This is a genomic window from Stutzerimonas stutzeri, assembly GCF_000952685.1.
GTDB lineage: Bacteria > Pseudomonadota > Gammaproteobacteria > Pseudomonadales > Pseudomonadaceae > Stutzerimonas > Stutzerimonas stutzeri_E.
Genome location: NZ_JYHV01000012.1, coordinates 25,240 through 49,287 on the forward strand (window position 1 = coordinate 25,240; position 24,048 = coordinate 49,287).

Genomic DNA, 24,048 nt, shown 5'->3' on the forward strand with positions numbered 1-24,048 from the left:
CTGCGACCCAGAGCGGCGTAGGGTGGATGACGCTTTTTTCATCCGCCATTGCCGTCGGTGGATGGGTGGAGCGTCATCCACCCTACGGTGTCGCGCCGCTGGCGACTGAACCAACGCCCGCCGGAAGCGGGGTCGCACGATGAACGCGCCGCGCCAGTGTCCGGCACTGTTGATTGCCGCACCAGCCTCGGGACAAGGCAAGACGACGGTGACTGCAGGCCTTGCCCGCTTGCACAGACGCCAGGGCAAACGCGTACGGGTATTCAAGTGCGGGCCGGATTTTCTTGATCCTATGGTCCTGGCGCATGCCAGCGGTAGCCCGGTCTACCAGCTCGATCTGTGGATGGTTGGCGTGGAGGAAAGCCGACGTTTGCTATGGCAAGCGGCGGGCGAGGCCGATCTGATCCTGATCGAAGGCGTCATGGGCCTGTTCGACGGCACGCCGTCAGCGGCTGATCTGGCGCGGCATTTCGGCATTCCGATCCTGGCGGTGGTGGATGGCTCAGCCATGGCGCAGACCTTCGGTGCGCTGGCTCACGGTCTGGCCAGCTACCAGCCGGATCTGCCGTTCGCCGGCGTTCTCGCCAATCGGGTAGGCAGTAGCCGCCACGGCGAGATTCTTCGCGATTGCCTACCGAGCCATATTGACTGGTTTGGCGCGCTACCACGCAGCGAGGCAGTCAGCTTGCCGAGCCGTCACCTTGGCTTGGTGCAGGCACAGGAACTCGCCGATCTGGACGCCCGGCTCGACGCCGCGGCCGATGCGCTGGCAGCGAGCGCCAACAGCGAATTGCCGACGCCAGTGACCTTTCCACCGTCGCAGACGGAGGCGTTGCCTACGTTGTTGCAGGGCGTGCGCATCGGTGTGGCGCGCGATGCCGCTTTCGCCTTCATCTATCAGGCCAATCTGGATTTGCTCGAGGCGCTCGGTGCCGAGCTGCTGTACTTCTCCCCGCTGCATGATGCCCGCTTGCCCGCGGTGGATAGTCTGTACCTGCCGGGTGGCTATCCCGAGCTGCATCTGCGTGCGTTGGCAGGCAATCGGGCGATGGCTGACGCGATCCGCGCGCATCATCAAGCCGGCAAACCGCTGCTGGCCGAATGCGGCGGCATGCTCTATCTGCTCGACGGGCTGACCGATCAGGCGGGCGGGCGCGAAGCAATGCTGGGTCTGTTGTCCGGTGAAGCCAAAATGCAGAAGCGCCTCGCGGCGCTGGCGCTGCAGGCGGTAGAACTGCCGGAAGGGTGCGTGCGTGGTCATACGTTCCATCATTCATCGCTGGATTCGACGCTGCAGCCCCTAGCGTGCGGCGAATGCCCGAACTACAGACGCACGGCCGAGGCAGTCTATCGAGAGGGCCGCCTGACCGCTTCCTACATTCATTTCTATCTGCCTTCCGCTCCCGAGGCAGCTGCAGCGCTGTTCAAGCCATGAACGACCATGCCTTCACCGAGGCGCAGCGCCTCGGCGTCTATCGCGCGATTGCCGAACGCCGCGACATGCGTCATTTCATCGGCGGTGAGGTAGCGCCGGAGCTGCTCGCTCGCCTGCTCGAAGCCGCACATCAGGCACCCAGTGTCGGCCTGATGCAGCCATGGCGTTTCGTCCGTATCACCCGGCGCGACTTGCGTACTGCCATCGCCGAGCAGGTCGAGCATGAGCGTGGGCTGACAGCCGACGCGCTGGGCGAGCGCGGCCGTGAATTCATGCAGTTGAAGGTCGAAGGGATTCAAGCGTGTGCCGAGTTGCTGGTGGTCGCGCTGATGGAAGGGCGCGAGGAGCATGTATTCGGTCGACGCACCATGCCGGAGATGGACTTGGCTTCGGCCGCTTGTGCCATTCAGAACCTGTGGCTCGCCTCGCGCGCCGAAGGGCTGGGGATGGGCTGGGTATCGCTGTTCGAGCCGCAAGCACTGGCGGCGCTGTTGCAGATGCCGGCGGGTGCCCAACCGGTTGCGGTGATCTGCCTGGGGCCGGTCGCCGAATTCTACCCGGCCCCGATGCTGGCGTTGGAAGGCTGGGCCCAGCCGCGACCGCTGGAGGAACTGGTGTTTCACAACGACTGGGAGTGCCGGGAGTGAGCGTGGCCCTGAGCTGCCTCGTGGGGGTCGGTCTGGATGCGATGTTCGGCGAACCTCGTCGCGGCCATCCTCTGGTGGCGTTCGGGCGATTGGCGGAGCGTCTGGAGTTGCACTTCAACGGCCCGGACGGGCGCGGCTGGCGTAGTCATGGCGTCACCGCCTGGTGCATGGCGGTGCTGCCGCTGACGGTCATTGCCTGGTTGTTGAGCCTGTTGCCGGGCATTGGCGGATGGCTGGAAATCGCACTGCTGTACATCGCGCTGGGGCTTCGCAGCCTCGGCGAACACCTGCTGCCGGTGGCAAGCGCATTGCGCAGCGGCAATCTGATCGAGGCGCGGCGACGCGTTGGCTTCATCGTCAGCCGAGACACGTCTGAGCTGGACGCGCACGGCGTGGCCCGCGCCGCGACGGAGTCAGCGCTGGAAAACGGCAGCGACGCGGTGTTCGCCGCGCTGTTCTGGTTCGCCATCGCCGGCGCGCCGGGCGTCGTGTTGTATCGCCTGAGCAATACCCTGGATGCGATGTGGGGCTACCGCAATGCGCGATTCGAGCGCTTCGGCTGGGCGGCCGCGCGAATCGACGATGCGCTGAATTTCGTTCCTGCTCGGCTGGTGGCCCTGACTTATGCGTTGCTTGGACGCACGCGCCTCTCCCTTCGCTGCTGGTTGCGCCAGGCGCCGCTTTGGGACAGCCCCAACGCCGGTCCGGTCATGGCCGCTGGTGCGGGTGCATTGGGCGTCACGCTGGGCGGTCCGGCGCTCTATCACGGCGCGCTGCACGAGCGGCCCACGCTCGGCGAGGGTGAAGCACCCGGTGCGCGCGATATCGAGCGGGCGCTGGATATGGTCTGGGCCGGCGTAGGCGTCTGGCTGCTGGTGCTTTTATTGGGGGGTTGGCTGGATGCTTGAACATGGCGGTCGATTACGTGCGGCAGCGCGTGAGTTCGGTGTCCCGCTGTCGGATTGGCTCGACCTGTCCACCGGGATTGCACCCTATGGCTTCGATTTACCCGACATCCCGGCGGACGTCTGGGTGCGGCTGCCCGAAACCGACGATGCACTGGAATCCGCCGCGCGAGATTACTACCACGCCGAATCGCTGTTGCCGGTCGCCGGATCGCAGGCGGCGATCCAGGTGTTGCCGCGCCTGCGTCGTCAATCGCAGGTCGGGATCATTTCGCCCTGCTATGGCGAGCACGCCGAGGCCTGGCGCCGTGGCGGGCATCGTCTGGTCGAATTCAGCGAAGGAGGCGTACCGCGCGCGCTCGATCAGCTCGATGTGCTGGTGGTGGTCAATCCGAACAATCCGACCGGGCGGCTGTTGTCACCAGCTCAACTGCTCGACTGGCACGCACAGCTGGCTGCGCGCGGCGGCTGGCTGATCGTCGACGAAGCGTTCATCGACCCGACTCCGGCGCAAAGCCTGGCCATGCACAGTCATCTGCCAGGGCTGATCGTGCTGCGTTCATTCGGCAAGTTCTTCGCCATGGCGGGCGCGCGGCTCGGTTTTGTGCTGGCTGAAGACGAACTGCTCGGTCAGCTCGGAGATACCTTGGGCCCGTGGCCGATAGCGGGACCTTCTCGGTTCATGGGTATCTCGCTGTTGACGGATTGTCGCGGCCAACGCCTGCAACGCGAACGCCTGCAGGCCGATGCCGAGCGCCTGGCGCAGCTGCTGACGGCCCACGCTCTGCCTCCGACTGGCGGTTGCGGGCTGTTTCAATGGGTGGCTACGGAGGCGTCGAACCGGCTCTACGAGTTCTTCGCCAAACAGGGCATTCTCGTGCGTCGCTACCGCTATCCGTCGAGCCTGCGTTTTGGATTACCAGGGGACGAGTTGGGCTGGGCTCGCCTTGCGGATGCGCTGGCCACGTCCAGGGAGATCAATGCATGGGCACCTTGATGGTTCAGGGCACCACATCCGATGCGGGCAAGAGCACGCTGGTAACCGCATTGTGCCGTTGGCTGCGGCGTCAGGGCGTAACGGTCGTGCCGTTCAAACCGCAGAATATGGCGCTCAACAGCGCGGTGACCACCGATGGCGGCGAGATCGGTCGGGCTCAGGCCGTGCAGGCACAAGCCGCCGGGCTGCTGCCGCACACCGACATGAATCCGATTCTGCTCAAGCCCAACAGCGATATCGGGGCGCAGGTGATCATTCACGGGCGGGCCGTCAGCAACATGGATGCGGCGGCTTACCATGACTACAAGCGTGTGGCGATGACGGCGGTGCTCGACTCTCATCAACGCCTGAGCATGGCTTATGACGTGGTGATGGTCGAAGGCGCCGGCTCGCCTGCCGAGATCAATTTGCGCGCCAACGATATCGCCAACATGGGCTTCGCCGAGGCAGTGGATTGCCCGGTGATCCTCATTGCCGATATCGATAAGGGCGGGGTCTTCGCCCACCTGGTCGGTACGTTGGAGTTGCTCAGCCCGAGCGAGCAGGCGCGGGTTAAAGGATTCGTGATCAACCGCTTTCGTGGTGATATCGCCCTGCTGCAACCCGGCCTGGACTGGCTGGAGCGGCGCACGGGCAAGCCGGTTCTCGGTGTGCTGCCCTATCTGATGGATTTCCATCTCGAAGCCGAAGATGCGATCGACGTGCGCCAGTCGGCTAAGGGCGAGCAGACGCTCAAGGTCGTGGTGCCGGTGCTGCCGCGTATCAGCAATCATACGGACTTCGACCCGCTGCGCTTGCACCCTCAGGTCGATTTGCATTTCGTTGGCCCCGGGCAGGCCGTTCCAGCTGCCGATCTAATCATCCTTCCGGGCTCGAAAAGCGTGCGCGCCGATCTCACCTGGCTGCGTGAAAACGGCTGGGAACAGGCAATTGCACGGCATTTGCGCTACGGCGGCAAGCTGCTGGGCATTTGCGGCGGGCTGCAGATGCTCGGTGAGCGGATCGCCGATCCGCTCGGCTTGGAAGGTGCGCCGGGGTTGGTTCAGGGACTCGGTCTGCTCGAATTGTCTACAACGCTCATGGCCGGCAAGCAGCTGCGCAATGTTCGCGGGCGCTTGGTCGTGGGCGACGTTGAAGTTAGTGGCTATGAAATCCATGCGGGTGTCAGCACGGGACCGGCACTTGAGGGTGCCGCGGTGCGCCTCGACGATGGCCGATGCGACGGCGCTATCAGTGAGGATGGGCAAGTGCTCGGCACCTATCTGCACGGGCTGTTCGAATCACCTGATGCCTGCCAGGCGCTGCTGCGCTGGGCTGGTTTAGAGAACGTTCAACGGGTCGATTACCAAGCTTTGCGTGAGCGCGACATCGAACGTCTCGCCGATCTGGTCGAGGCGCACCTGGACGCGGTGCGCCTTCTCGCGCTCTGCGGGCTGGCAGCGGGGAAGGCGGAATGATCGAACTCATTCTTGGCGGTGCCCGTTCCGGCAAGAGTCGTCTGGCCGAGCGCCTCGCCAGCGATAGCGGCCTGGCCGTCACCTATATCGCTACCAGCCAGCCACTGGACGGCGAGATGAGCGAACGCATCGCCCATCACCGCGCCCGCCGTCCGTGCGAATGGATGCTAGTGGAAGAGCCGCTGGCGCTGGCCCGCGTGCTACGCGAACACGCCCGCGATGATCGCTGCCTGCTGGTCGATTGCTTGACGCTGTGGCTGACCAACCTGCTGATGCTGGGCGATCCGGATCGCCTGCCCGAAGAGCGCGATGCATTGCTCGCCTGCCTGGTCGAGCTGCCAGGACGAGTGTTGCTGGTAAGCAACGAAACCGGCCTGGGTGTGGTGCCGTTGGGCGAACTGAGCCGGCGTTACGTCGACGAGGCCGGCTGGCTTCACCAGGCGCTGGCCGAGCGCTGTGAACGGGTGGTGTTTACCGTGGCGGGTTTGCCAATGGTTCTGAAAGGAGAGGCGATTTGAACCGGTATTGGTGGGAACAAGCGTGTCGAGTGCCGAATGAAACGGCTCGACAAGCGGCACGTCTGCGTAATGCTCAACTGACCAAACCGAGTGGCGCGCTGGGGTGCATCGAAGCTGTGATCCCACGGCTGGCGGCATTGCAGGGCCGCGAGCGGCCGTCGCTCGAGCACGTATGGATTGCTGTTTTTGCTGGTGATCATGGTGTGGCAGAAGAGGGTGTTTCGGCGTTTCCGCAATCGGTCACCGGCCAGATGCTGGCCAATTTCGTCAATGGCGGCGCTGCGATCGGCGTGCTCGCCCGTCAGCTCGGGGCGACATTGGAGGTGATCGACCTGGGAACTGCGGGCGCGCTGCCTCCCTTGCCGGGTGTGCGTCACCTGGCGCTGGGGCCCGGCACGCGGAATTTCACCCAGGGTGCCGCCATGGACTTCGAGGTCTGCCAGCGCGCCTTGCGAGCCGGGCGTGACAGCGTAGAACGGGCGCGCGAGCAGCGGACCGAGCTGTTCATAGGCGGTGAGATGGGCATCGGTAATACCACCACTGCGGCGGCGCTGGCCTGCGCCTTGCTGGGGTGTTCGCCGCACGACCTGGCAGGCCCCGGGACCGGGTTGGATGTCACGGGCGTCGCGCACAAATCGGCCGTCATCGAGCGTGCGCTGGCGCTCCATGCGGGCGCACACGATACGCTCGGCTGGATGCAGCGGCTCGGCGGGTTCGAACTCGCCGCGCTCACCGGCGCCTATATCGCCTGCGCTCAGTTGGGCATCGTGACGCTGGTTGATGGTTTCATCTGCGGCGTCGCGGCGCTCTGCGCGATCCGTCTGAATCCGGCCTGCCGTGACTGGCTGTTGTTCGCCCATTGCTCGGCCGAACCCGGCCACCGAACCGTGCTGCAAGCGCTCGAGGCCGAACCGCTGCTCGATCTCGGCCTGCGTCTGGGTGAAGGCAGCGGGGCGGCTTTGGCGGTGCCGCTGTTACGTTTGGCCTGCGCACTGCACGATGGCATGGCCACGTTCGACGAAGCAGCTGTCGCGGCGAAGCTCGGATGAGCGTGCAGCTGGACATGTTGCGGCATGGCGAGACGTTGTCCACCGGTGGCTTTCGCGGTCGCCTGGATGATGAGCTCAGCGTTGCAGGCTGGCAGCAGCTGCGTGCGGCCGTCGCCCAGGGCGCGCCCTGGCAACGTATCGTCAGCTCGCCGTTGCGTCGCTGCAAGGGCTTCGCCGCCGAGCTTGCCGAGCAAAGAGGGCTGCCGCTCGAACTGGAGCCGGGCCTGCGCGAGCTGGACTTCGGGGAATGGGAGGGCCGTACCGCCGCCGAGCTGATGGTGAATCAAAGCGATGATCTGGGGCGATTCTGGCGCGATCCTTATGGTTTCACGCCGCCGGGCGCAGAGCCGCTCATTGAGTTCGAAACCCGCATTCTGGCCGCCATCGAGCGCATCACAGAGCGATGCGCGAGCGAACGGGTTTTGTTGGTCACCCATGCGGGCGTGATGCGCCTGTTGCTGGCCCGCGCCCGTGGTCTCCCGCGTGAACGACTATTGGAGGTCGAGGTGGGACATGGTGCGTTATTCGGGCTGAGAGCAGGCTTCGCCGACGCCGCGCTTTGGTTGGAAGAACGATGCAACCCTTCCTGATCGCCCTGCAGTTCCTCACCTGTCTGCCCGTACAGCTGAGTGGCAAGCCCGAGCCGCACCAAGTCGGCAAGTCGCTCCTGTATTACCCGCTGGTGGGCCTGCTGATAGGCGGCATGCTCGGGTTGCTCAGTCTGTTGCTGGAGGGTGCTGCGCCACCTTTGCAAGCTGCGTTAATGCTGGTCGCGTGGATCGGGCTGACCGGCGCGTTGCACCTCGACGGGCTGGCCGACAGCGCCGATGCCTGGCTGGGAGGCTTCGGTGATCGCGAGCGTACCTTGGCGATCATGAAAGACCCGCGCAGCGGGCCGGTTGCAGTGGTTGTGCTGGTGGCAGTGCTACTGCTCAAGTTCGTCGCTCTGTGGACCCTGCTCGACGAGGGCAAGCATCTGGCGCTGTTGCTTGCGCCGTTGGTGGGGCGGAGTGCGTTGCTTGGGTTGTTTCTGACGACGCCCTACGTACGCCCTGGCGGTCTCGGCCAAGCGCTGGCCGAGCACCTGTCACGCGCCGCCGTTCGCAGGGTTCTGGTCATGGTTGCCTTGCTGTGCCTGGTATCGGGGCAGAGCGGTTGGCTGGCCCTGGCCGTGGCGATCGGCATCGGCGCGTTGGCTCGGCAGGCCATGTGTCGTCGTATTGGCGGCACCACCGGAGACACCGCAGGCGCGTTGCTCGAACTGGCGGAATGCGCGGTGCTGGTCGCGTTGGCGCTTCAGGCTTGATGGCGTCAGCCAAGCAGTGCGACCGTCTTGATCTGGGCCCACAGGGTCTTGCCTGTGCGGACGTCTAGCTGATCGGCCGAGCGGCGGCTGATACGCGCCAGCAATGGCGTGCCCTGGGCATTCAATCGCACCAGCACATGGGCGGGCGTGTCGGCTGCAACGACCTGCTCCACGCAAGCTGGCAGCAGATTGCTGATGCTGGTGCCTTCGGCTTTCGCCAAGGCCAGGCTGACATCCCGGGCATGAACGCGAAAACGCAGACGTTGCCCGATCGCTTCTTCGCGCCTGGCCACCAGCACGTCGCCGCCTTGGAAGACCAGACGCGTCAGGTGATAGGCCGCGTCGTGTTCGGCGACGACCGAGTCGATCACCACCCCGGCGTCTTCGCCGAACGCCGTCGGTAGATCGAGGCGAGCCAGTGTCTCGCGCAGATCGCCTTGAGCCATTACGCGCCCTTCATCGAGCAACACCAGATAGTCGGCCAGTCGAGCGACTTCGTCTGGCGAGTGGCTGACGTAGATGACGGGGATTTCCAGCTCGTCGTGCAGGCGTTCGAGGTAGGGCAGGATTTCCTGCTTGCGCTTGAGATCCAGGGCTGCCAACGGTTCGTCCATCAATAGCAACCGCGGACTGGTCAATAGCGCGCGGGCGATGCCGACACGCTGGCGTTCGCCACCGGACAGGCGTTCCGGCATCCGTTCCAGCAGATGGCCAATGCCGAGCAGCTCCACCGCCAGGTTCCAGGCGACGCGTCGCTGCCGGGCTGCGACGCGCTTCATGCCGAACTCGAGGTTGCCTCTGACCGTCAGGTGCGCAAAGAGGTTGTCATCCTGAAAGACGTAACCGAGCGCACGTTGGTGGGGCGGAACGAAGAGGCGGCTTGTGGAGTCCTGCCAGCACTCGCCGTTGATTTCGAGGCGGCCAATGCCGGCACGCTCCAGTCCGGCGATGCAGCGCAGGCAACTGGTCTTGCCGGAACCCGAGTGACCGAACAGCGCGGTGACGCCGCGCCCTGGCAGGCGCAGATCGACATCCAAGGTGAAATCGGGGTGGTCCAGACGTAGGCTGGCGTGGATACCGCTTTGCCTGGTGGTCATCCGCGCCATCCTTGTCTGAGGCGGCTGCTGTAAAGAATCAGCAGCACGAGGAATGAGAACAGTAGCATCCCGCCCGCCAGCCAGTGCGCCTGGGTGTATTCCATCGCCTCCACATGATCGTAGATCTGCACCGATACCACGCGGGTTCGTTCTGGGATGTTGCCGCCGATCATCAACACCACGCCGAATTCACCGACGGTATGGGCGAAGCCGAGAATACTGGCCGTGATGAATCCAGGCCTGGCGAGCGGCAGGACGACACTGAAAAAGCAGTCCAGCGGACTCGCACGCAAGGTGGCCGCGGCTTCCAGAGGTCGATCGCCGATCGCCTCGAAGGCGTTCTGCAGCGGCTGTACGACAAACGGCATGGAATAGAAGAGCGAGCCCACCACCAGGCCCGCGAAGCTGAAGGGCAGGGTGCCAAGACCGAGAAACAGCGTCAGCTGCCCGACCGGACCGTTGGGGCCCATGGCGGTCAGCAGGTAGAAGCCCAACACGCTGGGTGGCAGGACCAGCGGCAGCGCGACCACCGCACCAATCGGGCCCTTCAGTCGCGAGCGGGTGCGCGCCAGCCACCAGGCGATCGGCGTACCGATCAATAGCAGGAGTACGGTGGTCGTGCTGGCGAGTTTGAGCGTCAGCCAGATCGCCGACAGGCTGGCCTCATCCAGGACGATCATTCCGAGCTATAGCCATAAGCCTCGATTACCTCGCTCGCCTTAGCGCTTCTGAGGTAGTCGAGCAGCGCTCGTGCCGCCGGATTGCCGCGGCCTTTGCTCAGCAGCAAGGCGTCCTGACGGATCGGTGGATGGTACTCGGCAGGGACGATCCAGGCCGAGCCTTGGCGAATCTTGCCGTCGCTGATGACCTGCGAGAGGGCGACGAAGCCGAGCTCGGCGTTGCCGGTGGCGATGAACTGGTGCGTCTGGGCGATATTCTCGCCCTGTACCAGCTTGCCCTGGAGCGACTCGGCCAAGCCGAGCTTCGTCAGCGTGGCCATGGCGGCGGCGCCGTAGGGTGCGGTTTTCGGGTTGGCGATGGCCAGGTGGCGGAACGGTCGTTGGGTCAGCGTCGTGGCATCGTCGAGATAGCCGTCTTTGGCCGACCAGAGCACCAGCGTACCGATGGCATAGGTGAAGCGGCTTCCCGTTACGCCCAGAGCTTCTGCTTCCAGCTTGGTCGGCACCACGTCATCTGCCGCCAGCAGCACGTCGAAAGGCGCACCGTTGCGAATCTGCGCATAAAACTTTCCAGTCGAACCAAAAGCGAGCAGGGCTTTGTGACCGGTTTCTTGCTCGAACCGCTCGGCGATACTCTGCATCGGCGCGGTGAAATTAGACGCCACCGCGACCTGGACTTCATCGGCGTGGCCGGCCATCGGCAGCGCTGCCGCTAACAGCGCAACGATGATTCCGCGAACGTTCTCCATTGTCTCTCCTCAATCGACTGCGACGATGACGTGCGAAGCCTTGATCAGCGCGGTACAGGGCTGTCCGACCGCCAATCCGAGCGCTTCGGCGCTTTCATTGGTGATCACTGCGCCCAGCGTGCGATCTCCGGGCAGCCGCAGCTTGACGTCACAGTTCACCGCGCCGGGCGTCAGGCCGCTAATGGTGCCGCTCAGCCGGTTGCGTGCGCTGATCTTCACGGCGGGGTCAGGTGATAGCAGCACGAAGCTGGCCTTGATCAACGCCATTGCGGTCTTGCCGTGAGCCAGCTGGAGCTCGTCGATACTGTCGTTGGTCAGGGTGGCGGTGATCGACTGGCCGTCACCGATATCGAGGCTCAGGCTGCCGTTCACCGCGCCTTTTTCCACATGGGTGATGCGGCCTCGAAACTGGTTGCGTGCGCTGGTTTTCATGGCGATAGCCCTGAGTAGCTTGTCGATGTCCTCGAACCCTTCGATGCCTTGCGCCACATGCGCGAGAAAACGTTCATATTCGTACTGCATGCGTTGCCAGACGTGGAGCATCTCGCGGCCGAAGTCGGTTAGCTGGGTACCCCCGCCTTTGGCGCCGCCGGCTGCCCGCGTCACCAGCGGGCGCTCCGATAAATTGTTCATGGCATCCACCGCGTCCCAGGCCGCCTTGTAGCTGAGGCCGATGGCCTTGGCTGCGCGAGTAATGGAGCCCGTTGCCTCGATCTGTTGGAGCAGCTCGATGCGTTTGCCTCCGAGATAGCCTTTCTCGCCGCGGTTGAACCAGAGTTGCCCATCGATGCGTAGCGGCTCGAAGTGTCTCGGATCGCTCATGTTTGGCTCCTGTCAGTCGCGGCTATTCTGACAAGCGTTATATAGATTTGTATATAGCGTCGTCGAGAATGCTGTGGCCTGACAGGCCGGGCGTTGCTGGCTTGCTGTCGCGGGAGTAGCGTGGGCGAGATCCCGTCTGGAGATTTCCAATGAGAATGCATCTGTATGCCGCCTCGCTCGCCTTGGCGCTGCTGGCCGGCCCGGTAGCCGCTCAAGAATGCCCGGCCTTGCTGCAACATGAACTGCCGAAGCTGCGCTCGAAAGAAACCATTGATTTATGCCAGTTCAACGGCCAGGCACTGGTGGTGGTGAACACCGCCAGCTTCTGTGGCTTCGCCCCGCAGTTCAAAGGGCTGGAGGCGCTATACCAGCGTTACAAGGATCAGGGGCTGGTGGTGCTGGGCGTGCCGTCCGACGACTTCTTTCAAGAATCTGACGATGCCGCGGAGACAGCAAAGGTTTGCTACGTCGACTACGGCGTGACCTTTCCAATGGCGCAAACGCAACCGGTCAGAGGCAGCGATGCGACACCGCTGTTCAAGGAATTGGCCAAACAGGCCGGTGGGGCGCCGCGCTGGAATTTTTACAAGTACGTGGTCGACCGTGACGGCCATGTCGTCGATTATTTTTCCAGCAAGGTCGAGCCGGACGATCCGAAGCTGATCGCGGCAATTGAAAAGGCGCTGGGCAAGTAGCGAGCGAGAAAGGTGGCCCCGACCGAGCGGTCGGGGCGGGGTGCATCAGAAGCGGTAAGTCATGGCAGCGCCGAAACCATGGGCGCTGTTTTCGTAGGTGGCGTTGTATGACGCTTGGCGGATCTTGGCGTCTTCTTCCCATAGATAGGAGTAGGCCAGGTCAACAGTCACATCATCGCTCGGATTCCAGGCCAGACCAAAACTTACTGCGGTCCGATCACCCGTTGGGATACGTGGCGAGCGATGCGTGTTGTTGGTAGGGCTCTGATCGAAGGCCAAGCCTGTGCGCAGGGTCCATTGCTTGTTCAGCTTGTAGGCGGCACCCAGCGCATAAGACCAGGTGTCGTGCCAGTCCTGCTCTTCTTCGATGGTGCCGAAGCTGGCCGATGCCGGGCCAGGCGCAACACCCTCGTTCTCCACCATGATCGTCTCAAGGCGGCTCCAGCGAGTCAGCATGGCTCCGCCGTAGATGGTCCACTGATCGTTCAGCTCATGGGTAAGCGAGAAATCGATGGATTCAGGCGTTTCCAGATCTAGGGATGCATCGTATTTGCCATAGGCGCCGACAAAACCCAGAGCCGGGTCGTTGCCTGACACGCGGGTGTCACCTTCCAGTGTGTAATCGACCTTGGAGTGGTAGGTAACGCCTGCGCGGGTACGGGGGCTGAATTCGTACAGCACACCAACATTGAAGCCCAGCGCCGTATCGTCGCCTTTGATTTTCACTCGGCTGTCGCTTGTGCCGAGCACCGGCGGCACGGCGCTTTCCAGTTGCCCATCGATTCGGTTGATCGTCGGGCCAAAGCCGACCGACAACTTTTCATTGAAGCGATAGCTGACGGTAGGCTGCACAGTGATGACACGAACTTCGCTGTAATCGCCATGGTAGCGACCGGAGAATCCGCTTTCGTAGTCCGTGATCAGGCCGAATGGGACATAGATGCCGACACCGACGGCCCATTTGTCATCCAGTGGATTGACGTAGTAACCCATCGGAACGGCAGTGACCGGAACCATGTCGCCGTCGTTGCTTCCCGGTGCGCCACTGGCGTTTTTGATATCAGTCTTGGCATTGATGGCCGCCATCCCAAAGCTGACTTCTTCACGCTTGAGGCGGGACATGCCGGCTGGATTGCCGAACAGGGTGGTGGCGTCATCGGCAGAAGAGGAGCGGCCCGCGAACGAGGTGCCCATGCCGCTGATGCTTTGCTCGTTAAGGGCGAAGCCGGCAGCCATGGCCTGAGTGGAAAGGGCGCCTACAGCTACGGCAATGGCGGTCTTCAACCAAGTTGTTCTCATTGTTGTACTCCAGGGGGAAAAAGCGGCTCGGACCCTATCAAGCTTCTATGATTCGTCGCAAAGGAAAGAGTGCAATTTTTCGTAAAGAACGACGATCGGCGCCGATAAATGGTCGAATAGCCGATAAAACCGTATGGACGTACTTTGACTATTTAGTCATGTTTTTGTCGGTGCGATGAAGCGACAGGTCGACCTGGATCTGTAATCCACTCGCTCCACGAGCCAGAATAAAGTTTGCCCAGTGGATAGCCGGCGAGGCACAGCGCAAACAGATTATGGCAGGCCGTTACGCCAGATCCGCAGTAGGCCACCAGCGTATCCGTGGGCCGGTCCGCCAGTTGCTGATCGAATCGCGCGCGCAGCTGCTTTGGCGGAAGAAAACGCCCATTGGCGTCGAGGTTCTCGGTGAATGGCACGCAGCGAGCACCCGGAATGTGTCCGGCCACTGGGTCGATGGGTTCCTGTTCGCCGAGAAAGCGGGGTAGGGCGCGCGCGTCGAGCAAGGTCAGATCGGGGTGCTCCAGACGTGTGAGCAGTTGTTGCGCATCGATCAGCAGGCTGTCATCCGCACTGCCTTCGAAATCGCCCGGCAAAATGCTGGTCGGGCCGTCAGTTACCGCCCCACCGGCCTCGCACCAGGCCCGGTAACCGCCGTCCAGCAGGTACACGCCGGTGCGCTTGCCCAGCCATGCCAGTAGCCACCAGGCTCTGGCGGCAAAGGCGCCGGGGCCGTCATCGTAGAGCACCACTTCGCTGTCATCAGCCAGACCTGCGGCGCGCAGTCGTGCAGCCAGTTCGTCCGGTTGCGGCAGCGGATGTCGACCGGTCTGACCGGGGACCACCGGGCCCGACAGATCCTTTTCCAGATCGAGAAACACCGCGCCGGGAATATGAGCCTGCTCGTAGCTGTGCCTGCCGTAGTCGGGGTCGTCCAGGGCAAAACGGCAGTCGAGGATACGCAGGTTTGGCTGGAACAGGCGTGCGGACAGTTGTTCGCTATCGATCAGTTGAGCAAGCGGCATGGCAGGGCTCCCTTCGGATTGTCGGCAAAACGTTATCACGCGAATCGTCGCGTCCGATGATTGCGCTGCGAATAGCGGGACGCGATATATACTGCGCGCCTCTTCGCCCGCCCGCCGGTCGTATTTCAAACAACAAGGAGGGCCTAGTGGCCATCGAAACTCAATGGGTGCTGGATGATGCACATCTGGCCCGCCTTTGTGCCGAGTGGCGCCAGCTGCCTTATGTAGCGGTGGATACCGAGTTCATGCGGGTCGATACGTTCTATCCGATCGCCGCTCTGCTGCAGGTTGGTGACGGGCGATGTGCCTATTTGATCGACCCATTGCTGATTACCGATTGGGCAGCGTTTGCCGGTCTGCTGGAAGATCGGCATGTGGTCAAGGTACTGCACGCCTGCAGCGAAGATCTTGAAGTGCTGTGGCGCTTGACCGGCAGCCTGCCAGCACCGTTGTTCGATACACAGCTGGCTGCTGGCTATTTGAATATCGGCTTCTCCATGGGCTATTCGCGTCTGGTGCAGAGTGTGCTCGACATCGAGCTGCCCAAGGGCGAGACACGCTCCGACTGGCTACAGAGACCGCTGAGCGAAATGCAGGTGCGTTATGCCGCCGAAGATGCGCAGCATCTGGCTGAGCTGTACGAGGCGTTGCTACCGAAGCTGTCCGATGACAAGCGCGCCTGGGTTCTGGAAGACGGTGCCGAATTGGTCGCGAACCTGCAGCGCGAAACCGATCCCGATGAAGCCTACCGTGAGGTCAAGCAGGCCTGGCGACTCAAACCACGGCAGCTTGCTGTATTGCGGGTGCTGGCCGCCTGGCGCGAACGTGAGGCGCGGGCGCGCAATCAGCCGCGTAATCGGGTTTTGCGTGAGCATAGTCTTTGGCCGCTGGCACGTACTCAGCCAGCCGATCTGGTCAGCCTGGCGCGTATTGACGACATGCATCCTCGCACCGTGCGTCAGGATGGTGAAACCTTGCTCGAGCTGATCCGCACCGCTGCCGCCACGCCTGAGCAGGACTGCCCTGAACCGTTGCCGGAACCATTACCGTTGGAGGCGTCGGGGTTGCTGAAGAAATTACGTGCTGTCGGTCAGCGGGAGGCAAAGCTCCTGGACATCGCTCCTGAACTGATGTTGCGCAAGAAGGTGCTTGAAGCCTTGCTGAAAAGCGGATATCCGGATGGCCCCTACGAGCTGCCCGATTCGCTGCGCGGTTGGCGTCGCGAGCGGATGGGCCAAGCCCTTATTGAAGTGCTGGAAGCGAAACCATGAAACGCATCTGCTCCATTTATAGAAGCCCGCGCAAGAACGAAATGTATCTGTACGTCGAACGCAGCGAGGCGCTGGCACGAGTGCCTGACGCGTTGCTGGCTGCCTTCGGTCCGCCGCAGCATGCCTTTGACATAGTCCTGACACCTGAGCGCAAGCTGGCGCGCGAGGACATCGCGACGGTGCTGGATAACCTGGAAAAGCAGGGCTATCACCTGCAGATGCCACCGCCTGAGGAGGAATACATCGAGCATCTGCCCGAGGAGTTGCTACGTCGCAACGACCCGGTGTAGCGCCCGTATGCAAGTGATCGGTCGCGGTACGCGCGGCTGATCGCTTATGGCCCAAGTGCCGTCAGACTTGGCCCGCTGCACGCCAGTGGCTAGACTCGCATCTTTATTCGAGATGGCTATTTTCATGGCGGCAAAAGTCGAACCCTTCTGGAAGCGCAAGACCCTCGCCGAGCTGGATTCGGTCGAGTGGGAATCCCTTTGCGATGGCTGCGGGTTGTGCTGCCTGCAAAAGCTCGAAGACGAAGAGGACGGCAGCGTCTATTACACCCGCGTCGCCTGCAAACTGCTCGATCTGAAAACCTGTCGCTGCACCGACTACCCCAACCGAAGGGCCAGCGTACCCGATTGCGTTCAGCTGAATGCGGAGGACGCTGCCCAGTTCAAGTGGCTGCCGACCACCTGTGGCTATCGGCTCGTGGCCGAAGGCAAAGACCTTCCGCTTTGGCACCATCTGGTGTGTGGTGATCGGGACGCCGTGCATGCCGAGCGCATTTCCCAGTCCGGCCGAATGATCGCCGAGGGCTCCGTCGCGGACGAGGATTGGGAAGACCACCTGATTTTCCGAGCCGGTTGAATCAACCGCTGACCACGTCGTCATAGCAATGCCCCCAACTTGGAGCTGCTCGATGTCCCTCCGTCAGTTACCGCTGTTAGCCGTTCTATTGCTGCTATTCACCGCCCCAGCCCATGCGGCCAGGCAGGTCGATCTGGATTTCGTCGTCAAATTCGTTCCCGAGCAGGACGTTGCCGAGGTCCAGCTGTTGCTCGAGGAGGGCAGCGCCATCAGGCAGCTCGACTTCAACCTTGGTGACGAGGGCCTGTATAGCGATTTCGAAACCGATGCTCAAGGCAGCTGGGAGGAGGCGGGTGGTCGCGGCGTCTGGCAACCGGCTGCCGGCAAGGCGCGGCTGAGCTATCGGGTAAAGGTCAGCCATCAACGTAAAAGTGGCCGCTTCGATGCGCGAATGACGGACGACTGGGCGCTGCTTCGTGGTGATGATCTGATCCCTGCCGGTCGGGTGAGCCAGCAGGATGGGGTCAGGCTGATTTCCCGACTGCGTATCGAGCTGCCCGAGGGTTGGAAGAGCGTCGAGACCGGTTGGCCGCGCATCGGCGAGAATCGCTTCCGTGTTGATAACCGTGAACGTCTTTTTGACCGGCCGACCGGCTGGATACTAGCCGGCAAGCTCGGTAGTCGCCGCGCCAAGCTGGGGGAAACCGACGTCACGGTCGCGGGGCCAGTGGGCGAAGGGCTGCGGCGGATGGATATTCTCACATTGCTCACCTTCGTCTGGCCGGAGATGCAGAACGTTTTTCCGCGCGATCCCAAGAAGCTGTTGATCGTCGGGGCTGGTGATCCGATGTGGCGGGGTGGTTTGTCCGGGCCGAATTCACTGTTCATGCACGCCGATCGCCCGCTGGTCAGCGAGAACGGAACCAGTTCGTTGGTGCATGAGCTCGTACACGTGTTCAGCCGTATCACCGATGCCGATCGCAGCGACTGGATCACCGAAGGCTTGGCCGAGTACTACGCCATCGAACTGGTTCGTCGTGCCGGTGGCATGAGCGAGGATCGTTACCAGGCGGTTCGGGATCACCTGACCAAGTGGAGTCGCAAGGTGGACAGCCTGCGGACCGAGCGCTCAACTGGCCGGGTTACCGCGAGGGCCGTGCTGTTGCTTCAGGATCTCGACAAGGAAATCCGGCAGCGCAGCAAGAGCCGCCACTCCTTGGACGACGTCGCTCGCGGCCTGATGCGTCTCGATAAGGTCACTACCGAGGACTTCATCGCCATCACCGAAACGCTGTTGGGTGGTGGCTCGAAAGTCCTGGATGTTCGTCTGTTGCGTTAGTCGCAAGGGCGCGACGCGTTTCCATCTCCAGTACGGCGGGTGTCATTGATCAAGGGAATTCCATGAGTTTTATCGATCTTCGCAGCGATACGGTTACCCAGCCCACGGCTGGCATGCGTGAAGCCATGCTGAACGCGCCTACCGGAGACGATGTTTACGGCGAAGATCCGACGGTTTGTCGGCTGGAGCAGACGCTGGCGGCGCAACTGGGGCTGAACGCCGGACTGTTCGTGCCCAGCGGGACCATGAGCAACCTGCTGGCGCTCATGTCGCATTGCCAACGTGGCGATGAGTACATCGCCGGACAACTGGCGCATGCCTATAAATACGAGGCTGGTGGCGCCGCGGTGCTCGGCTCGATTCAGCCACAGCCGATCGAGATGGAAGCGGATGGTTCTCTAGACCTGGATCGTGTCGCAGCAGCGATCAAGCCGGACGATTTTCATTTCGCCCGTACCCGCCTGCTGGCGCTGGAAAACACCATGCAGGGCAAAGTTTTGCCCCTTGAATATCTGGCCGAGGCGCGTTCGTTCACGCGCGAGCGGGGGCTTGCCCTGCATCTCGACGGCGCTCGATTGTTCAATGCGGTGGTCAAGCTGGGTTGCTCTGCTGAGGACATCAGTCGTCACTTCGACTCGGTATCGGTGTGCCTTTCAAAGGGGCTTGGTGCCCCGGTCGGCTCGGTGCTTTGCGGCGATGAATCTTTGATTTCCCGGGCACGGCGCTTGCGCAAGATGGTCGGTGGCGGCATGCGTCAGGCGGGCATGCTGGCTGCGGCAGGGCTCTACGCACTGGAGCATCATGTGCAGCGTCTGGTGCACGATCACCAGCGCGCGCAGGCTATCGCCGAAGGGCTGGGTGCGCTGGGTTACGCGGTCGAGCCGGTGCAGACGAACATGGTCTATGTGCAGATGGGTGATCGCGCTGCGGCGCTGAAGGCATTCTGCGCCGAGCGTGGCGTGCTTTTGACTGCGGCACCGCGGCTGCGGATGGTGACGCATCTGGATGTACGGCCCGAGCATGTCGAGCCGATCCTGGAAAGCTTTGCCGCGTTCGCCAGCGCATAGGTCCGAATCGCTATCGAATAGCTTGATTCAATCTTATTTATCCTCTATGCGCGCGGCGTAGGCCCGATATAATGCGGCCCTTTGCCGGCTATCCGTTTGGATAGCTGCGAACCGGCTCCCGGTGCCGCCTCGCCGTGTCGTTTTGCAGCCGTTCGGCCGCAGTCCTCTGGAAGAAATCTATGAAAAGCGCAGAAATCCGTGAAGCCTTCCTCCGCTTCTTCGAAGAGAAGGGTCACACCCGTGTGGCCTCCAGTTCGCTGATTCCGGCGAACGATCCGACTCTGTTGTTCACCAATGCCGGTATGAACCAGTTCAAGGACTGCTTCCTCGGTCTGGAAAAGCGCGCCTATACCCGCGCGGCCACCAGCCAGAAGTGCGTCCGTGCCGGCGGCAAGCACAACGATCTGGAGAACGTCGGTTACACAGCGCGGCATCACACCTTCTTCGAGATGCTCGGTAACTTCAGCTTCGGCGATTATTTCAAGCGCGACGCCATCAGCTATGCGTGGGAATTCCTGACATCCGAGAAGTGGCTGAATCTGCCCAAGGACAAACTGTGGGTCACCGTCTACGCCAGCGATGACGAAGCCTATGACCTCTGGACCCAAGAAGTCGGCGTGCCGGCTGAGCGTATGGTGCGCATCGGTGACAACAAGGGTGCGCCCTACGCGTCGGACAATTTCTGGGCGATGGGCGATACCGGCCCGTGTGGGCCCTGCACCGAAATCTTCTACGACCATGGCGAGGGTATCTGGGGCGGTCCGCCCGGTTCGCCGGAGGAAGATGGCGACCGCTACATCGAGATCTGGAACAACGTGTTCATGCAGTTCAACCGTACGGCGGACGGCGTCATGCATCCGCTTCCGGCGCCTAGTGTCGACACCGGCATGGGGTTGGAGCGCATCAGCGCGGTGTTGCAGCACGTCAACTCGAACTATGAGATCGATCTTTTCCAGAGCCTGCTCAACGCCTCCGCTCAGGCTATTGGTTGCAGTAATGATGGCCAGGCTTCGCTCAAAGTGGTCGCCGACCACATCCGTTCCTGCGGCTTCCTGATTGCCGATGGCGTGACGCCGTCGAACGAGGGCCGTGGTTACGTGTTGCGACGCATCATTCGTCGCGCCTGCCGCCATGGCAACAAGCTGGGCGCGAAGGGCAGCTTCTTCCACAAAATCGTCCCAGCTCTGGTGGCGGAGATGGGTGATGCCTTCTCTGAGCTGAAAACGCAGCAGGCGCATATCGAGCGCGTACTCAAGACCGAAGAAGAGCAGTTCGCCAAGACCCTTGAGCAAGGGCTGAAGATTCTTGAGCAGGATCTGGCTGAATTGAAAGGCGGCGTCATCCCGGGCGAGGTGATCTTCAAGCTTTACGATACCTACGGCTTCCCGGTCGATCTCACTGGAGATATCGCGCGTGAGCGTGAGCTGACGCTGGATGAGGAAGGCTTCGAGCGTGAAATGGAAGCCCAGCGTGAGCGCGCGCGTTCGGCCAGTGCCTTTGGCATGGACTACAACAGCCTGGTCAAGGTCGAGGGCGAAACACGCTTCACCGGTTATCTAGGAACCTCTGGAAGCGGCAAAGTGCTGGCGCTGTTCAAGGAAGGCATGGCGGTACAGCACCTGTCGGCAGGCGAGGCAGGTGTGGTCGTTCTCGACGAGACGCCGTTCTATGCCGAGTCCGGTGGGCAGATCGGCGATTGTGGCTATCTGTCCGCGGAAGGCCTGCGCTTCGATGTGAGCGACACCAGCAAGGTGGGTGGAGCGTTTCTGCATCACGGCATTCTCGATAGCGGCAGCCTGCACATCGGGGCGACCGTCGACGCCACTGTCGACGCGTCGGTTCGTCAGGCCACTGCGCTGAACCACTCCGCCACGCATCTACTGCATGCGGCATTGCGTCAGATGCTCGGCGACCACGTCACCCAGAAGGGCTCGCTGGTCGACAGCCAGCGGCTACGCTTCGACTTCAGCCATTTCGAGGCGATCAAGCCCGAGCAACTGAAAGCGCTGGAAGACAGGGTCAATGCCGAGATTCGCAGCAACACCGCGGTGGAGATCGAGGAAACCGACATCGAAACGGCCAAGAGCAAGGGCGCCATGGCCCTGTTTGGCGAGAAATACGGCGATCAGGTCCGCGTATTGACCATGGGCGGCGGCTTCTCGGTCGAGCTTTGTGGCGGCACCCACGTCAAGCGTACCGGTGACATCGGCCTGTTCAAGATCATCAGCGAGGGCGGCGTAGCTGCTGGCGTGCGACGTATCGAGGCGGTCACCGGCGAGCAAGCCCTGGCGTACTTGAACGGGGCCGAGGAGCAGTTGAAAGAAGCAGCTGCGCTGGTCAAGGGCAGCCGCGAAAACCTACTGGACAAGCTGGGCGCGATGCTCGAACGCAATCGCCAGTTGGAAAAGGAGCTCGAGCAGCTTAAGGCCAAGGCGGCCAGTGCTACCGGCAATGATCTGGCCGGCTCCGCTGTCGACGTCAAAGGCGTGAAAACGCTGGCTGCGCGTGTAGATGGCCTGGATGGCAAGGCGTTGTTGGCGCTGGTCGATCAGTTGAAGAACAAGCTTGGTAGCGGTGTGATTCTTCTCGGTGGTGTGCAGGACGAGAAAGTCGTGCTGGTGGCTGGCGTGACGCAGGATCTCACTGGCCGGGTAAAAGCGGGCGATCTGATGAAACAGGCGGCTGCGGTTGTCGGTGGCAAGGGTGGCGGTCGCCCGGATATGGCGCAAGGCGGCGGCAGCGATGCGGCTCGACTCGACGACGCCCTGGGGCTTGCCCAGGCATTCGTCGAGCAAAGTTTGTAACCAGAGCGGCGACGTGGCCGGTCAGCTTGATCGATTTAGGCAAAGGCCGCGTTGCGATGAATGGCGAGCCGGCAGGCACGCTGACCGGGCGCGTGCATAGCGGTGCTTGGAAAGATTGTTTAATAAGCGCCCGAGATGGGCTTAGGCGGCGATGAAATGGCTTTGATCGTACAGAAGTTTGGAGGTACTTCGGTGGGCTCCGTCGAGCGCATCGAACAAGTGGCGGCGAAGGTCAAGAAGTTCCGTGACAATGGCGACGACATCGTCGTGGTGGTTTCCGCCATGAGTGGTGAAACCAACCGCCTGATCGATCTGGCCAAACAGATCAGCGAGCAGCCCGTTGCTCGTGAATTGGACGTCATGGTCTCGACGGGCGAGCAGGTCACCATCGCCCTGTTGGCGATGGCGCTGATCAAGATCGGCGTGCCGGCGGTGTCTTATACCGGCGGTCAGGTGCGTATCCTCACTGACAGCGCCCATACGAAAGCGCGAATTCTCCAGATCGATTCGCAGCAGATTCACAAGGAGCTCAAGGCGGGCCGTGTCGTCGTGGTCGCCGGTTTTCAGGGCGTTGACGAGGCGGGCAACATCACCACGCTTGGTCGTGGTGGGTCGGATACCACCGGTGTGGCCCTGGCCGCTGCGCTGAAGGCGGACGAATGCCAGATCTATACCGACGTCGACGGGGTCTACACGACCGATCCTCGCGTCGTAGCCAAGGCTCAGCGTCTCGACAAGATCACCTTCGAAGAGATGCTCGAGATGGCGAGCCTCGGTTCAAAGGTGCTGCAGATTCGTGCCGTCGAGTTCGCCGGCAAATACAGCGTGCCGTTGCGTGTGTTGCACAGCTTTCAGGAGGGTCCAGGAACCCTCATTACCCTTGATGAAGAGGAATCCATGGAACAGCCCATCATTTCCGGCATCGCTTTCAATCGTGACGAAGCCAAGCTGACCATTCGTGGCGTACCGGATACCCCCGGGGTAGCCTTCAAGATTCTCGGCCCGATCAGCGCGGCGAACGTCGAAGTCGATATGATCGTGCAGAACGTCGCGCACGATAACACCACGGATTTCACCTTCACCGTCCACCGGAACGACTACCATAACGCGTTGCAAGTCCTTGAAGGCATTGCGCGGGATATGGGTGCACGGGAAGTTATCGGCGATGTGGATATCGCCAAGGTGTCGATAGTCGGCGTTGGCATGCGTTCGCACGCGGGCGTGGCGAGCCGGATGTTCGAGGCGCTGGCGAAGGAAAACATCAACATCCAGATGATCTCCACCTCTGAAATCAAGGTGTCGGTGGTAATCGAGGAAAAATATCTGGAGCTGGCGGTGCGGGCCCTACATACCGCGTTTGAACTGGATGCTCCCGCCGGGAAAGGGGAGTGATTGGCAGAATTGCGACTAATTCGCGCCTTCCGTCGAATTAGATGGGGCAAAAAGGAACTTTAGAGTCGCCCCTACTGGTCAATAGCTGGTGAAAGGCTCTAGGGTCGATGTTTCACGGAACATTATCCGTTTTTATCTTTGCAGACTGTTTACTGAATTGAATCCGTTTTAAGGAGAAAGGAATGCTGATTCTGACTCGCCGGGTCGGAGAGACCCTGATGGTGGGTGACGATGTGACTGTCACTGTGCTGGGTGTCAAAGGAAATCAAGTGCGCATTGGAGTGAATGCACCCAAAGAGGTAGCGGTGCATCGCGAGGAGATTTATCAACGGATCCAGAAAGAAAAAGATCAAGAACCAAGCCATTAATATTTATGTGATTTTTGGCTTTGCAAGCGGGGCGAAGATGGGTATCATGCGCCCCGTGTTGCGGAGAGGTGGCCGAGTGGCCGAAGGCGCTCCCCTGCTAAGGGAGTACATCTCAAAAGGGTGTCGGGGGTTCGAATCCCCCCCTCTCCGCCATTTTGCATAATGGGTTTTTGAGTCGGTTTTAGCGTTGGGATTTGATGGGAAATCATTGAATCAAAGAGCTTGACCAACACATCTACAAACTTATAATGCGCACCCTCAGTGCACTCATAGCTCAGCTGGATAGAGTACTCGGCTACGAACCGAGCGGTCGGAGGTTCGAATC

The 24,048-nt window shown here is 61.8% G+C and carries 24 protein-coding genes and 1 tRNA gene; 19 read left to right on the top strand and 6 right to left on the bottom strand.

Going from position 1 to position 24,048, the window contains the following annotated elements; genetic code table 11:
- The first annotated feature begins 139 nt into the window (after positions 1 to 139).
- The 9 genes from UF78_RS06015 to UF78_RS06055 are packed head-to-tail and all read left to right on the top strand — an operon-like array spanning position 140 to position 8,314.
- Positions 140 to 1,435, top strand: a complete 1,296-nt coding sequence (locus UF78_RS06015) for a cobyrinate a,c-diamide synthase (RefSeq protein ID WP_045161144.1) — start codon at positions 140 to 142, stop codon at positions 1,433 to 1,435.
- Positions 1,432 to 2,082 (top strand): 5,6-dimethylbenzimidazole synthase, encoded by a 651-nt coding sequence (bluB, locus tag UF78_RS06020; protein WP_045161145.1) that lies wholly within the window; start codon positions 1,432 to 1,434, stop codon positions 2,080 to 2,082. Before UF78_RS06015 ends, bluB begins: the two co-directional genes overlap by 4 nt.
- Positions 2,079 to 2,990 (top strand): adenosylcobinamide-phosphate synthase CbiB, encoded by a 912-nt coding sequence (cbiB, locus tag UF78_RS06025; protein WP_045161146.1) that lies wholly within the window; start codon positions 2,079 to 2,081, stop codon positions 2,988 to 2,990. The genes bluB and cbiB overlap by 4 nt, the downstream gene beginning before the upstream one ends.
- On the top strand, positions 2,983 to 3,984 hold the full coding sequence (cobD, locus tag UF78_RS06030; RefSeq protein ID WP_045161148.1) for a threonine-phosphate decarboxylase CobD: 1,002 nt from the start codon (positions 2,983 to 2,985) through the stop codon (positions 3,982 to 3,984). The genes cbiB and cobD overlap by 8 nt, the downstream gene beginning before the upstream one ends.
- Positions 3,972 to 5,441, top strand: coding sequence for a cobyric acid synthase (locus UF78_RS06035; RefSeq protein WP_045161150.1), 1,470 nt, complete (start codon positions 3,972 to 3,974; stop codon positions 5,439 to 5,441). Before cobD ends, UF78_RS06035 begins: the two co-directional genes overlap by 13 nt.
- Positions 5,438 to 5,959, top strand: coding sequence for a bifunctional adenosylcobinamide kinase/adenosylcobinamide-phosphate guanylyltransferase (gene cobU / locus UF78_RS06040; RefSeq protein WP_045161152.1), 522 nt, complete (start codon positions 5,438 to 5,440; stop codon positions 5,957 to 5,959). The genes UF78_RS06035 and cobU overlap by 4 nt, the downstream gene beginning before the upstream one ends.
- The gene (gene cobT / locus UF78_RS06045; RefSeq protein ID WP_045161154.1) at positions 5,956 to 7,008 is read left to right on the top strand and encodes a nicotinate-nucleotide--dimethylbenzimidazole phosphoribosyltransferase; all 1,053 of its coding nucleotides are present in this window, start codon (positions 5,956 to 5,958) and stop codon (positions 7,006 to 7,008) included. The genes cobU and cobT overlap by 4 nt, the downstream gene beginning before the upstream one ends.
- The gene (cobC, locus tag UF78_RS06050; protein WP_045161156.1) at positions 7,005 to 7,598 is read left to right on the top strand and encodes an alpha-ribazole phosphatase family protein; all 594 of its coding nucleotides are present in this window, start codon (positions 7,005 to 7,007) and stop codon (positions 7,596 to 7,598) included. Before cobT ends, cobC begins: the two co-directional genes overlap by 4 nt.
- A complete protein-coding gene (locus UF78_RS06055) occupies positions 7,583 to 8,314 on the top strand; it encodes an adenosylcobinamide-GDP ribazoletransferase (RefSeq protein WP_045161157.1) in 732 nt (243 codons plus the stop codon). The genes cobC and UF78_RS06055 overlap by 16 nt, the downstream gene beginning before the upstream one ends.
- A gap of 5 nt (positions 8,315 to 8,319) precedes the next feature.
- Here UF78_RS06055 and modC read toward each other — a convergent pair whose 3' ends face one another.
- The 4 genes from modC to UF78_RS06075 are packed head-to-tail and all read right to left on the bottom strand — an operon-like array spanning position 8,320 to position 11,662.
- Positions 8,320 to 9,411, bottom strand: coding sequence for a molybdenum ABC transporter ATP-binding protein (gene modC / locus UF78_RS06060; RefSeq protein WP_155397605.1), 1,092 nt, complete (start codon positions 9,409 to 9,411; stop codon positions 8,320 to 8,322).
- A complete protein-coding gene (gene modB / locus UF78_RS06065) occupies positions 9,408 to 10,091 on the bottom strand; it encodes a molybdate ABC transporter permease subunit (RefSeq protein ID WP_155397606.1) in 684 nt (227 codons plus the stop codon). The genes modC and modB overlap by 4 nt, the downstream gene beginning before the upstream one ends.
- A complete protein-coding gene (gene modA / locus UF78_RS06070) occupies positions 10,088 to 10,840 on the bottom strand; it encodes a molybdate ABC transporter substrate-binding protein (protein WP_045161161.1) in 753 nt (250 codons plus the stop codon). Before modA ends, modB begins: the two co-directional genes overlap by 4 nt.
- A gap of 9 nt (positions 10,841 to 10,849) precedes the next feature.
- Positions 10,850 to 11,662, bottom strand: a complete 813-nt coding sequence (locus UF78_RS06075) for a TOBE domain-containing protein (protein WP_045161162.1) — start codon at positions 11,660 to 11,662, stop codon at positions 10,850 to 10,852.
- A 149-nt stretch (positions 11,663 to 11,811) separates the two neighbouring features.
- On the opposite strand from UF78_RS06075, the gene UF78_RS06080 reads away from it, so the two are divergent.
- Positions 11,812 to 12,357, top strand: a complete 546-nt coding sequence (locus UF78_RS06080) for a glutathione peroxidase (protein WP_045161163.1) — start codon at positions 11,812 to 11,814, stop codon at positions 12,355 to 12,357.
- A gap of 45 nt (positions 12,358 to 12,402) precedes the next feature.
- Here the strand turns inward: UF78_RS06080 and UF78_RS06085 are convergent, their stop codons facing one another.
- Positions 12,403 to 13,656 (bottom strand): OmpP1/FadL family transporter, encoded by a 1,254-nt coding sequence (locus UF78_RS06085; RefSeq protein WP_045161164.1) that lies wholly within the window; start codon positions 13,654 to 13,656, stop codon positions 12,403 to 12,405.
- A 152-nt stretch (positions 13,657 to 13,808) separates the two neighbouring features.
- The gene (locus UF78_RS06090; RefSeq protein ID WP_045161165.1) at positions 13,809 to 14,678 is read right to left on the bottom strand and encodes a sulfurtransferase; all 870 of its coding nucleotides are present in this window, start codon (positions 14,676 to 14,678) and stop codon (positions 13,809 to 13,811) included.
- A 146-nt stretch (positions 14,679 to 14,824) separates the two neighbouring features.
- Between UF78_RS06090 and rnd the strand changes: the two genes are divergently transcribed.
- From rnd to UF78_RS06135, 9 genes are all read left to right on the top strand, one after another.
- Complete coding sequence (gene rnd / locus UF78_RS06095) at positions 14,825 to 15,949, top strand: ribonuclease D (RefSeq protein ID WP_045161167.1); 1,125 nt, start codon at positions 14,825 to 14,827, stop codon at positions 15,947 to 15,949.
- Complete coding sequence (locus UF78_RS06100; protein ID WP_045161168.1) at positions 15,946 to 16,239, top strand: YcgL domain-containing protein; 294 nt, start codon at positions 15,946 to 15,948, stop codon at positions 16,237 to 16,239. The genes rnd and UF78_RS06100 overlap by 4 nt, the downstream gene beginning before the upstream one ends.
- Positions 16,240 to 16,363: 124 nt before the next feature.
- Positions 16,364 to 16,813, top strand: coding sequence for a YcgN family cysteine cluster protein (locus UF78_RS06105; protein WP_045161177.1), 450 nt, complete (start codon positions 16,364 to 16,366; stop codon positions 16,811 to 16,813).
- A 52-nt stretch (positions 16,814 to 16,865) separates the two neighbouring features.
- Positions 16,866 to 18,092: a hypothetical protein gene (locus UF78_RS06110; protein WP_045161169.1), complete on the top strand. Its 1,227-nt coding sequence runs from the start codon at positions 16,866 to 16,868 to the stop codon at positions 18,090 to 18,092.
- 62 nt (positions 18,093 to 18,154) lie between these two features.
- On the top strand, positions 18,155 to 19,159 hold the full coding sequence (gene ltaE / locus UF78_RS06115; RefSeq protein ID WP_045161170.1) for a low-specificity L-threonine aldolase: 1,005 nt from the start codon (positions 18,155 to 18,157) through the stop codon (positions 19,157 to 19,159).
- A gap of 179 nt (positions 19,160 to 19,338) precedes the next feature.
- Positions 19,339 to 21,963, top strand: coding sequence for an alanine--tRNA ligase (gene alaS / locus UF78_RS06120; RefSeq protein ID WP_045161171.1), 2,625 nt, complete (start codon positions 19,339 to 19,341; stop codon positions 21,961 to 21,963).
- A 156-nt stretch (positions 21,964 to 22,119) separates the two neighbouring features.
- Positions 22,120 to 23,355: an aspartate kinase gene (locus UF78_RS06125; protein WP_045161178.1), complete on the top strand. Its 1,236-nt coding sequence runs from the start codon at positions 22,120 to 22,122 to the stop codon at positions 23,353 to 23,355.
- Between the two features lie 182 nt (positions 23,356 to 23,537).
- Positions 23,538 to 23,723 (top strand): carbon storage regulator CsrA, encoded by a 186-nt coding sequence (gene csrA / locus UF78_RS06130; protein ID WP_003283978.1) that lies wholly within the window; start codon positions 23,538 to 23,540, stop codon positions 23,721 to 23,723.
- Positions 23,724 to 23,785: 62 nt separating this feature from the next.
- Positions 23,786 to 23,876 (top strand) — tRNA-Ser (locus UF78_RS06135).
- Positions 23,877 to 24,048: the final 172 nt, after the last annotated feature.

What these genes read in the sequence shown, in the direction of transcription:
- UF78_RS06110 (WP_045161169.1), top strand. Translation starts at nt 16,866, where the DNA reads ATGTCCCTCCGTCAGTTACCGCTGTTAGCCGTTCTATTGCTGCTATTC.
- alaS (WP_045161171.1), top strand. Translation starts at nt 19,339, where the DNA reads ATGAAAAGCGCAGAAATCCGTGAAGCCTTCCTCCGCTTCTTCGAAGAG.
- UF78_RS06035 (WP_045161150.1), top strand. Translation starts at nt 3,972, where the DNA reads ATGGGCACCTTGATGGTTCAGGGCACCACATCCGATGCGGGCAAGAGC.
- ltaE (WP_045161170.1), top strand. Translation starts at nt 18,155, where the DNA reads ATGAGTTTTATCGATCTTCGCAGCGATACGGTTACCCAGCCCACGGCT.
- cobC (WP_045161156.1), top strand. Translation starts at nt 7,005, where the DNA reads ATGAGCGTGCAGCTGGACATGTTGCGGCATGGCGAGACGTTGTCCACC.
- UF78_RS06085 (WP_045161164.1), bottom strand. Translation starts at nt 13,656, where the DNA reads ATGAGAACAACTTGGTTGAAGACCGCCATTGCCGTAGCTGTAGGCGCC.
- modB (WP_155397606.1), bottom strand. Translation starts at nt 10,091, where the DNA reads ATGATCGTCCTGGATGAGGCCAGCCTGTCGGCGATCTGGCTGACGCTC.
- UF78_RS06125 (WP_045161178.1), top strand. Translation starts at nt 22,120, where the DNA reads ATGGCTTTGATCGTACAGAAGTTTGGAGGTACTTCGGTGGGCTCCGTC.
- UF78_RS06100 (WP_045161168.1), top strand. Translation starts at nt 15,946, where the DNA reads ATGAAACGCATCTGCTCCATTTATAGAAGCCCGCGCAAGAACGAAATG.
- UF78_RS06080 (WP_045161163.1), top strand. Translation starts at nt 11,812, where the DNA reads ATGAGAATGCATCTGTATGCCGCCTCGCTCGCCTTGGCGCTGCTGGCC.
- UF78_RS06090 (WP_045161165.1), bottom strand. Translation starts at nt 14,678, where the DNA reads ATGCCGCTTGCTCAACTGATCGATAGCGAACAACTGTCCGCACGCCTG.
- modA (WP_045161161.1), bottom strand. Translation starts at nt 10,840, where the DNA reads ATGGAGAACGTTCGCGGAATCATCGTTGCGCTGTTAGCGGCAGCGCTG.
- UF78_RS06075 (WP_045161162.1), bottom strand. Translation starts at nt 11,662, where the DNA reads ATGAGCGATCCGAGACACTTCGAGCCGCTACGCATCGATGGGCAACTC.
- UF78_RS06055 (WP_045161157.1), top strand. Translation starts at nt 7,583, where the DNA reads ATGCAACCCTTCCTGATCGCCCTGCAGTTCCTCACCTGTCTGCCCGTA.
- cobU (WP_045161152.1), top strand. Translation starts at nt 5,438, where the DNA reads ATGATCGAACTCATTCTTGGCGGTGCCCGTTCCGGCAAGAGTCGTCTG.
- cobD (WP_045161148.1), top strand. Translation starts at nt 2,983, where the DNA reads ATGCTTGAACATGGCGGTCGATTACGTGCGGCAGCGCGTGAGTTCGGT.
- csrA (WP_003283978.1), top strand. Translation starts at nt 23,538, where the DNA reads ATGCTGATTCTGACTCGCCGGGTCGGAGAGACCCTGATGGTGGGTGAC.
- bluB (WP_045161145.1), top strand. Translation starts at nt 1,432, where the DNA reads ATGAACGACCATGCCTTCACCGAGGCGCAGCGCCTCGGCGTCTATCGC.
- UF78_RS06105 (WP_045161177.1), top strand. Translation starts at nt 16,364, where the DNA reads ATGGCGGCAAAAGTCGAACCCTTCTGGAAGCGCAAGACCCTCGCCGAG.
- UF78_RS06015 (WP_045161144.1), top strand. Translation starts at nt 140, where the DNA reads ATGAACGCGCCGCGCCAGTGTCCGGCACTGTTGATTGCCGCACCAGCC.
- modC (WP_155397605.1), bottom strand. Translation starts at nt 9,411, where the DNA reads ATGACCACCAGGCAAAGCGGTATCCACGCCAGCCTACGTCTGGACCAC.